This window comes from Clostridium sp. 1001270J_160509_D11 (genome assembly GCF_015667935.1).
In the GTDB taxonomy this organism is placed as follows: Bacteria; Bacillota; Clostridia; order Peptostreptococcales; family Peptostreptococcaceae; genus Intestinibacter.
The window spans coordinates 1-9,221 of the sequence record NZ_JADPET010000121.1; the positions used below are offsets into that span (position 1 = coordinate 1).

The 9,221-nt window shown below is 26.5% G+C and carries 8 protein-coding genes; 7 read left to right on the forward strand and 1 reads right to left on the reverse strand.

The genetic code is table 11. The features are described 5' to 3' along the window. The first annotated feature begins 83 nt into the window (after positions 1–83). From I4U58_RS10620 to I4U58_RS10635, 4 genes are all read left to right on the forward strand, one after another. Complete coding sequence (locus I4U58_RS10620) at positions 84–791, forward strand: response regulator transcription factor (RefSeq protein WP_195931321.1); 708 nt, start codon at positions 84–86, stop codon at positions 789–791. After that, complete coding sequence (locus tag I4U58_RS10625) at positions 760–2,013, forward strand: HAMP domain-containing sensor histidine kinase (RefSeq protein WP_243269610.1); 1,254 nt, start codon at positions 760–762, stop codon at positions 2,011–2,013. Before I4U58_RS10620 ends, I4U58_RS10625 begins: the two co-directional genes overlap by 32 nt. A gap of 239 nt (positions 2,014–2,252) precedes the next feature. Continuing rightward, positions 2,253–2,930 (forward strand): ABC transporter ATP-binding protein, encoded by a 678-nt coding sequence (locus tag I4U58_RS10630; protein WP_195931322.1) that lies wholly within the window; start codon positions 2,253–2,255, stop codon positions 2,928–2,930. Next, complete coding sequence (locus tag I4U58_RS10635; protein WP_195931323.1) at positions 2,931–5,519, forward strand: FtsX-like permease family protein; 2,589 nt, start codon at positions 2,931–2,933, stop codon at positions 5,517–5,519. Between the two features lie 728 nt (positions 5,520–6,247). On the opposite strand, the gene I4U58_RS10640 is transcribed toward I4U58_RS10635, so the two are convergent. Continuing rightward, positions 6,248–7,360 carry a site-specific integrase gene (locus I4U58_RS10640; RefSeq protein ID WP_195931324.1) on the reverse strand — a complete coding sequence of 371 codons (1,113 nt, stop codon included), beginning with the start codon at positions 7,358–7,360 and terminating at the stop codon, positions 6,248–6,250. A gap of 458 nt (positions 7,361–7,818) precedes the next feature. On the opposite strand from I4U58_RS10640, the gene I4U58_RS10645 reads away from it, so the two are divergent. The 3 genes from I4U58_RS10645 to I4U58_RS10655 all read left to right on the forward strand — a co-directional run bounded on the left by I4U58_RS10645 (position 7,819) and on the right by I4U58_RS10655 (position 9,123). After that, positions 7,819–8,019: a hypothetical protein gene (locus tag I4U58_RS10645; protein WP_195931325.1), complete on the forward strand. Its 201-nt coding sequence runs from the start codon at positions 7,819–7,821 to the stop codon at positions 8,017–8,019. Positions 8,020–8,139: 120 nt separating this feature from the next. Beyond that, positions 8,140–8,694, forward strand: coding sequence for a GNAT family N-acetyltransferase (locus I4U58_RS10650; RefSeq protein WP_195931326.1), 555 nt, complete (start codon positions 8,140–8,142; stop codon positions 8,692–8,694). Between the two features lie 90 nt (positions 8,695–8,784). Beyond that, positions 8,785–9,123, forward strand: a complete 339-nt coding sequence (locus I4U58_RS10655) for a Fe-S cluster assembly protein HesB (RefSeq protein WP_195931327.1) — start codon at positions 8,785–8,787, stop codon at positions 9,121–9,123. Positions 9,124–9,221: the final 98 nt, after the last annotated feature.

Consider the following 9,221-nt stretch of genomic DNA (forward strand, 5'->3'; position numbering starts at 1 on the left):
AATATATAAACAACTAAGAATAGTATTATAAAACATATTTTAATACTATTAATTAAAATAAATTATATAAAGAAGGAATAAATATGAGAAATATACTTATGGTAGAAGATGACAGCACAATTGCATTTGCTGTAAAATATGCAGTCGAACAAGAAAGCTTTAATTTAGATATTGCTTCAGACTTAAATCAAGCTAGAGAAATAGTAAGCACAAAAGTATACGACTTAATATTACTTGATGTAATGCTTCCAGACGGAAATGGATACGAATTTCTAAAAGACTTGCGTAAACATGATGAAGATACTCCTGTAATATTTTTAAGTGCCTGTGATGAAGAAGTTAATATAGTTATGGGGCTAGATATAGGAGCCGACGACTATATAACAAAACCATTTAGGGTAAGAGAGCTTATCTCTAGAATAAATGCAATTCTCAGAAGAAAGGGTAAAATACAAGACAACAAAAAAATTATAAAGTTTAAAAATATATCTATACATACATTAGAAGCTAGAGTATTTAAAAATGATGAAGAAATAATATTAACTTCAGCTGAATATAAGCTTCTTTTAATATTAATTCAAAATAAAAATGTAGTACTTACAAGAGCTCAAATATTAGAAAAACTTTGGGATGTTACATATGACTTTGTAAACGATAATACACTTAGTGTATATATAAAAAGACTTCGCGAAAAAATAGAAGAAGATTCATCAAAACCTGAATATATCTTAACAGTAAGAGGTGTTGGGTATAAGTGGAATGGAAGTGATACAAATGAGAATACTATCTAATCCAGAAATTAAAAAATACAATATAAGTATTATTGCTTTATTTCTAATAATAATATTATTATCTATATTTATAAATACATTAAATTTAAATATAATTAAAGCTGATGTAATACAAAACAACCAAGCGATAGTAGGAAATATAGTGTCAAAATATCCAGAATTAGAAAAAGATATAGTGTCTGTAATAACACAAGCTAAAAATAAAGAAAATATTGATCTTGGAGCCAAAGTATTACAAAAATATAATTATGATAGCTCAACTAATTTATCTCAAGAACCTATTGTGCAAAATAACATTTATAAAATGCTAAAAATAAATATACTATTTATAACTTTTGTTTTTATATGTTTAATAACAATTTCATTTTATTTCTTTATAAAAATCTATAGAGATATAAAAGATATGACTGATTATGTATATCATAGCTCAGAAGGACGAGAATATGAAATGAAAAACAAAAACCAAGAAGGTCAAATAGGACTTTTAAAAACAGAGCTTATGAAAATGACAACTGTATTAAAAGAAAAAGTAGCTCTTTTACACAGCGAAAAAATCTTTTTAAACGATACAATATCGGATATATCTCATCAGCTAAAAACACCGATGACATCACTTATGTTACTGACTGACCTTATGTATAATGATTTAGATAAAGAAAAGAAAATTGAGTTTTTAGATAGAACAAATGCACAACTATCTCGTATGGACTGGCTAATCAAAAGTATGTTAAAGCTTTCAAAACTAGAAGCTAAAGTTATAGATTTTAAAACAGATAAAGTAAATATAAATGAACTTATAAGAAGATCTATAAGTCCTTTGTCTGTACCCATGGAGCTTAAAAATATAAGTTTAAATATAAATGGAAATAAAGAAGCTTCTTATATAGGTGATATAGAATGGTCATCAGAAGCTTTGGGCAATATAATCAAAAACTGCATAGAACATACAAAAGAAGGTGGAACCTTAGATATAACTTATGAAGAAAACCCTATATACTCAGAAATAATAATAAAAGACAATGGGGAGGGGATAGATAAAGACGATATACAAAATATATTTAAACGTTTTTATAAAGGTAAAAATAGCAAAAGTGACAGTGTTGGAATAGGTCTTGCTATGGCAAAATCGATTATAGAAAGCCAAAACGGAGATATATATGTAAAAAGTAAAAAAAATAGGGGTTCTGAGTTTCATATTACATTTCATAAAAGATACAATTAATTAAAAATAATAATCCAGTAGATATCTTAAGCCTACTGGATTTTTTAATTGAAAGGAAATTATATATTATCTGGTTTGTGGCTAATTTATAATTTCCAACCTAAGTGACTAAATTGTAATTTTCAAATTCACTTGACTGTAAGATAATAAATATAGAATATAAGTATAATAATTAAAACATAAAGAAATCATTACTGAAAAGTTAATTTAAATTATGATTATATTTTAGGGAGGATAAAATGGAATTACTAAGAGTAGAAAATCTATCAAAAAGTTATGGGAAAGGCGAGACTAAAGTAGATGCACTTAAAAATATAAACTTAAGTATTAAAAAGGGAGAATTTATCGCTATAGTCGGCCCAAGTGGAAGTGGTAAAAGTACACTTCTTCACTTACTAGGTGGTGTAGACAAACCGACTAGCGGAAATGTATTTATAAACGATATAAATATATACGACTTAAAAGAAAAAGACTTAGCTATATTCAGAAGAAGAAATGTAGGACTTATATATCAATTTTACAACTTAATACCAGTTCTTACAGTAAAAGAAAATATACTTCTTCCAGCAGAATTAGACAATAGAAAAATAGATAAAGAATATCTAGAAGATTTATTAAAAACACTAGATTTAAAAGAAAGAGAAAATCACCTTCCAAGTGAGCTTTCAGGTGGACAACAACAAAGAACATCGATAGGAAGGGCATTAATAAACAGACCATCTATAGTACTTGCTGATGAACCAACAGGTAACTTAGATAGCAAAAACTCAAAAGAGATAGTTGAGCTTCTAAAAGTATCTGTTAAAAAATACAACCAAACTTTAATAATGATAACTCACGACACAAATATAGCATTACAAGCTGACAGAGTTATAACTATTGAAGATGGAATAATAAAAAGTGACGAGGTGATATAGATGAACTTATACACTTCACTTACACTAAGATATTTAAAACAAAATAAAAGAAGAACTCTTGTAACAATAATCGGTATAATACTTGCAACTGCACTTATATGCGGTATAGGCAATATATGTACAAGCTTTATGGATTATCAAATGAGAGATCAAATACAAGTTAGCGGTGATTTTTATGCCACATTTAGCAATATAGACAAAGAAAAAGCACAAATTGTAACAAAATCATCAAATGTAACAAGATATGGTTATAGCCAAAGTCTCGGAGGAACTATTTTAGATAAAGAAAAAAATATAGAATTATATATAAATGCTTATGATAAAAATAAAATAGAAAGCTATAGATTAACTTTAAAAGAAGGAAAATATCCCAAAAATAAAAATGAAATAGTAGTAAGTGAGGGATTATTAAAGCATTTAAATAAAAAAATAGGTGATAAAGTAACTTTTGAAATTGGAGATTTAGAATATACAGAAGGCACTGATATACCAAAATTAATAAATCCACAAAAAAATACTTATAAAATTGTAGGTATTTTAAATAAGACTCCACTTTCATATAATTCACAATTTTTTGCACTAGCAGGTTTTGATATAAACGCTGTAAGTAGTAAAGATAAATTCGATGTTTCTATATGCACAAAAAATCCTAAGGATATATATAATACAGCTATATCAATTGGGCAAAACATAGGATTAGTTCAAAAAGATGACCCAAAAGATAAAAGTTATAATTATGATGGACAAACTTCTCTATATTTTAAAGATATAAATTATAATGAAGGCTTACTTAGATTATTGGGTGCAAGTTCATACGATAATATAAATACAACATTAATACTTATAGTAGGTCTAGTAGCTTCACTTGTTATAATAGCTACTATAGCTACTATATACAATTCATTTAGTATAGCTATAAGCGAACGTAAAAAACAATTCGGTATATTAAATTCTATAGGTGCTACAAAATCTCAAATTATGAAGCTTGTATTTTTAGAAGGATTTTTAGTGAGTATAGTTGGAATACCTATTGGACTTTTAAGTGGTACAGTAGCTATCGATATAGTATTTAAAGTTATAAAAACATTCTTTAAAACTTCTATGTTTGGTGAATTAGATTTAAGATTAGTATTTAGCCCAATCGTATTAATTTTAAGTACACTTGTAATACTGCTTACTATATTTATATCAGCCATAATACCAGCTATAAATGCAGCTAAGATATCGCCACTTGAAGCTATAAGAAATAGCTCTAATTTAAAGGTTGGAAAAATCAAAAGTTCTAAACTTGTCAAAAAGATATTTAAAACAGAAGGCGAACTTGCATATAAAAATTTAAGAAGAAATAAAGGTAAATTTAGAATTACTTTATTTTCTCTTGTTATAAGTATAGTAATCTTTATATCATTTAATGGGTTTGTAGATATGTTTATAGAAGCTAATCAAATTAACTACGGAAGTATTACAAATGATTTGACATTATATGAAAATAACTTGCTTACCAAAGAGGAAGTTCAAAAAACTATAGATGAACTTAAAAAAATAAATGGTCTAAAAGATGTAGCAATTGATAAAGGCTATAATTTAAATGTTCATGTTGATGAAAAAAATATAAATAAAGATTTAAGAGAAAGTTTAAAACAAAGCGATTATGTAGATATGGATAATTCTACTTATAATTTTTTTGATAGTAAATTATATACTCCTGGAGATTTTAGCATATCAAATATAAAGTTATCAGAAGGCAAATTTGATAGAAAAACTGCTAAAGCTGAAAATGGTGTAATTTTAGTAAGATATAGTTATCAAGAATCACTAGCTAAAAAAGGTAAAGTAGTTCTTACAAATTACAAAGTAGGAGATACTTTAAACTGTACAGTATATTCATATGACTCTGATGGAAATGAAAAGCAAAAAGAAGTTAAATTAAAAATACTAGCTATAACAGATGAAATTTTAACAGGAGATATGCAATACCCACAAACATCATTTGGAGTAGTAGCATATGATGATTTAATACCTTCACTTGGTATAACAGATGATGAATCAAGCTCAAGTTCATATTGCGTAGCTACAAATCAAGAAAAGTCTACTAGAGATGAGGTCAAAAAAGTAGCAGAAGAAAATAACTTGAGTGTAATAGATTCAATAGATGAAGCTCAAAGACTTGAACAAACTATGAATGTTATGAAAATATTCGTATATGGATTTATAGTAGTTATATCTCTAGTTAGTGTAACCAACATAATAAATACAATAAGTACTAATATAAATCTTAGAAAAAGAGAATTCGCAGTAATTAAATCTATAGGTGTAACGCCTCAAGGATTTAAAAAGATGATTTATATGGAAAGTATATTATACGGAATACTTTCACTGCTTTACGGTATTCCAATAGGAATTTGTCTGAATGTGCTTATGAATAGAATATTAGAAGGTATGATTACAGTTCAAACACTGATACCATACAAAGCGATACTTATATGTGTAGTAGCTATATTTGTTATAACTTTTATAGCTTCATATATACCACTTAAGAAAATGAGCAAAGAAAATATTATAGATAATATAAGACAAGAGAGTATATAGTTTTAAAAGTATCTAGATTTATCTTTTGATAGATTTAGATACTTTTTATTTTTTATAAAAATTTATTATGTAATATGTATATGGGTGTAAATACAATAGAAATTTGTATAAATGTGATTATGAATTTAATTTTAAAGAATGTATAGTGTACCACAATATAATTATGTAAACTTAAATTTGTTTTTTATGCTATTTTTATAAAAGACGCTATAAAAGGCTTTGTAATGGTTTTTGAACTTACAGATAAGTAAATATATTAATTATATTTTTGAAATACCTTAAAATTGATTTGAAAAGGTTCGGTTTTTTCGTTTTTAAAAAAGTCGCACTGTGTAATTTGGCTAATAAAAAATTTATCGCAACTTTTTTATTTTGCGTTACTATCTAAACTTTTGAATTTATCGTTTTATTAATAGTTTCTAATAATCCTTTTTATAATTAAGTACTTTTCTTTTATTTGTATATTTTTTCTATCTACCTTATTTTAAAACTATTTTATTATATTGAAATTTTCGACAAACCTAGTGATTTAACAGCTGTAGTTTACATAATTATATTACAGGTAACTGTTTTAAATTTTTAAAATCAAATTTTGAATAAAAGGCTTTAAAATGAATTTTAAGATATTAAAGTGCACATATCATAAATAAATATAAAAGCCACTAGTAAAACCTCTTAAAAAGGCGTATACGAAGTGGCTTTTTTATGACTTTTGATTCGATTTTTAATTAACCTAATTTAAATATACTTTCTGAAATTTTTTCTGAAGCTTCTTGATCCATTTCTTTAAGAGTGTGAGAATATATATTTAGAGTTGTATTTACATTTGAATGACCAACTCTCTCTGAAATAACTTTTATAGGTACTTTTGCATTTATAAGTAAAGTTACATGTGAATGTCTTAAATCGTGGAAGCGTATATGCTTTAAGTTGTGTTTCTTTAAAAAGCGACTAAACTTCTTGCTCAATACATCTTCGGCTATAGGATTTTCATTTTTATCAAAAAATAATAAATTACAATCCTTTATCTTACCTTGAAGTTTATCTTGTAGATACTTTCTTTTATAATCTTTAAGCATAGCCATAACTTCTCTCGGTGCGGAGATAGTCCTTCTAGAAGACTCTGTTTTTGGCTCTTTTAATATAACTTTGCCACTTTCTCTAGCTGTGATTTTATCTATTGTTATAGTATTTTCCACAAAATCTATATCGCTCCAGCTAAGTCCTAGAACTTCTGATATACGAAGTCCAAGCCCGATAGCTAAATTTATAGGCAATTCTAAGTCTGTATTTTTTATGGTTTCTAATAATTTTGCTATATCTTTTTGGTCGTAAACTTCACTTTTAAACTTAGTGTTCTTTGGTACTTCGATGCAATCTACTATATCGTATTTTACAAGTTTTAATTTATAAGCTCTTTTCAAAGCTAAATTAAGTATATTTATATGTATTTTTATCGTCTGTGGACTCAAAATTCCGACTAAATCATCTACGTAATTTTGTATATGAATAGGTCTTAAATCGTTTAATTTTATACTTCCAAGTATAGGATTTATATATTTTTTGCATATCCTAACGTAACAATTATATGTAGTAATCGATAAATTTGCTTTGTATTTTTCCAAGAAATCCATTAGATATTTTTCTAATTTTACGTTTGTCGGAATAGCTAAATCGTCGTTATAAATCTCTTCTTTAAGTTCGTTTAATCTCTTAGATGCATCTCTTTTTAGGGGATAAGATCCCATATTTTTTTGTTTCTTTTTGCCTGTTGTCTCGTCTGTATATTCTAAATATACGATGTAATTTTTGCTTCTTTTTCGTATAAAAGCATAACTCATATTATCCCCTCCCATAGTAATTTTTATGTTTAAAAACTTGTATAAAGTCTAAAAAAATAAAAATAATTCTATAAATATTTTATCATAAAACCATAAAAAAATCAGTAAAAAAGCTGACATTTTACTGACATGAGTTGTTTTTAATATGTAATAAACGTTGGAATTTAGCCAATTTTTCAAAAGTGGCATAAAAGTATATATTTTATGCCACAAAGCATATAACTTATAAAAAGTAAGTCGAAAACTTCCATACACTTTACTTCAAAATCCACCTCCAAAAGTCCCATCCACCAAAACAACTCGAGAAAATTCATCAAGGAAAATCCCTAAAATAAAGAAAGTAATTTATCACAAAAAGAGGAACTATAAAAGACAAAGTCGAAAATATATTTAAGTAAGAATAGCATATAATTTATCTTACAAAATCATAAAAACAATAAATTCAAGGGGGATAAAAAATGGATTTTAATCAATACTTAGGCAAAACAATCAGGGTAGAATTAGATGAAGGAAAAGCAATTTCAGGTGTATGTTCTAAAGTAATAGAAGCTTCTAAAAGTCCCGTAAATGAAAATATAATTTCCATAACTATAATGGATACTATAGATATAGATATACTAGAAAGCGAGATTAAAAAAATAGATTTATTTACATGGTAAAGTTAACAAAACTTTAACTACACTATATGTTTTTTCATAGATTATATTATGAACTCCTTACTCTAGATAATACTAAGAGATTATATAAGGTTTCAAATATTTATAGAGGGAGAGCTTTATATGTATCCTCAAATGGAAATTTTAGAAACTATACACTGTATATTAAGACCAATTACTTTAGACGATACACAAGATCTATTCGAATATTATAGTATACCTGCTGTAGTTAAATATTTACCCATCAAAGTACACAAAAGTATATCTGACACTCGCAGATTTATAAAGTCATATTTTATAAACAACTACCAAAAAGGCAAGGTAAGTCATTATGCAGTCGTTTTAAAAACACAAAACAAAGTTATAGGAAATGTAGGATTTAATAATATATATCCAACTGACAAAAATGGAGAAATAGGCATATGTATAAATCCAGATTATTGGGGCCATAATCTTTCTTTTGAACTTGCACAAGCATTAGTAGATTATGCTTTTAAAAAATTAAATTTAGATTATGTATACGCGATAACTTACGACGATAACATTTATTCAAAAAGCGCCTTAGTTCAACTACGCTTTATTTACGAATCTAATTTTAAGAAAAGAATAAAAAATTTAAATAATAAAATTGTAAAATGCAATAAGTTCGTATTATATAAAGAAAACTACACAAAATAAAATGAAAAGTGAATTTCTAAAAAATATACCGAAAATCATCAAATTATTGTATACTTAATATATGTAATAATTATAGAAAGGAATGATAACATGAAAGTTCAAGCACCAGAAAGTGCATTAAATGTACTAAGAGACATATTAGCAAATAATCAAGACAAACCACAAAACGTAAGAGTTTACTTTGCAGGTTTCGCTTGTTCAGGAGCAGTATTTTCACTTGCTTTAGATGAAGAATTAATGTCAGATACATCTTATGACTTAGACGGAATACATTTTATAATGGATGACAACGAATACTTAACTTACGGTAACGTTACAATATCTGAAATACCACCACAAGGATTCGTTGTATCAGTAGACAATCCACCACAAAGAGATGACGGATACTCTGAGTGCGGTAGCGGTTGCAGTGGTTGCAGCGGTTGCTAATAAACAACTAAATTTTAAAATAGAAGCTCGCCTTTGGCGGGCTTTTATTTATGTGTAAATTTTATCCAGCAAGTTATTTTTTAAATAAATATTTTAAT

Excerpts from the sequence above, each read along its gene's own strand:
- I4U58_RS10650 (WP_195931326.1), top strand. The coding sequence starts at position 8,140 with ATGTATCCTCAAATGGAAATTTTAGAAACTATACACTGTATATTAAGA.
- I4U58_RS10630 (WP_195931322.1), top strand. The coding sequence starts at position 2,253 with ATGGAATTACTAAGAGTAGAAAATCTATCAAAAAGTTATGGGAAAGGC.
- I4U58_RS10625 (WP_243269610.1), top strand. The coding sequence starts at position 760 with ATGGAAGTGATACAAATGAGAATACTATCTAATCCAGAAATTAAAAAA.
- I4U58_RS10645 (WP_195931325.1), top strand. The coding sequence starts at position 7,819 with ATGGATTTTAATCAATACTTAGGCAAAACAATCAGGGTAGAATTAGAT.
- I4U58_RS10655 (WP_195931327.1), top strand. The coding sequence starts at position 8,785 with ATGAAAGTTCAAGCACCAGAAAGTGCATTAAATGTACTAAGAGACATA.
- I4U58_RS10640 (WP_195931324.1), bottom strand. The coding sequence starts at position 7,360 with ATGAGTTATGCTTTTATACGAAAAAGAAGCAAAAATTACATCGTATAT.
- I4U58_RS10635 (WP_195931323.1), top strand. The coding sequence starts at position 2,931 with ATGAACTTATACACTTCACTTACACTAAGATATTTAAAACAAAATAAA.
- I4U58_RS10620 (WP_195931321.1), top strand. The coding sequence starts at position 84 with ATGAGAAATATACTTATGGTAGAAGATGACAGCACAATTGCATTTGCT.